This window comes from Gilliamella sp. Fer4-1 (assembly GCF_001690515.1).
Taxonomy (GTDB): domain Bacteria; phylum Pseudomonadota; class Gammaproteobacteria; order Enterobacterales; family Orbaceae; genus Gilliamella; species Gilliamella apicola_C.
The window spans coordinates 1-365 of record NZ_LZGZ01000077.1 but is presented as its reverse complement, the minus strand read 5'-3'; the positions used below and the strand labels follow the sequence as shown (position 1 = coordinate 365).

General features: G+C 26.8%; 1 protein-coding gene. It reads left to right on the top strand.

Annotated elements, in window-relative coordinates:
* Positions 1-169 precede the first annotated feature (169 nt).
* Complete coding sequence (locus A9G30_RS12840) at positions 170-319, top strand: EexN family lipoprotein (RefSeq protein WP_218057699.1); 150 nt, start codon at positions 170-172, stop codon at positions 317-319.
* The last annotated feature ends 46 nt before the right edge of the window (positions 320-365 follow it).

Here is a 365-nt window from a genome sequence, read left to right as displayed (position 1 = left end):
TTTTTTTTATTTATTATAAACATGTCGCCATTTTGAATAGTAATCTTATTTCTTGGCAAAGTTACCTTTGAAAACAATTTCTGATTTACTTAGGTTAGCTGTAAATGATTTTTTAATAAAACACAATAAAACTTAATCTAATATTAACCAACGATTGTAAGGAATTTATATGAAAAAAATACTAATATTGATTACTGCCATGTTCTTATTTGGATGTAATGAGAAAACCTATACGGTTGACGATTTCAAAAATAATAAAGAACTACTAGATGAATACCGTAAAAAATGTGAGAACGGTGAAATTGATGCGATAGTTTGAATTGCCAGAACTCTCACAAAGCAATTTTTTCCAAAAATAGAGTTGG

What these genes read in the sequence shown, in the direction of transcription:
- A9G30_RS12840 (WP_218057699.1), top strand. Translation starts at nt 170, where the DNA reads ATGAAAAAAATACTAATATTGATTACTGCCATGTTCTTATTTGGATGT.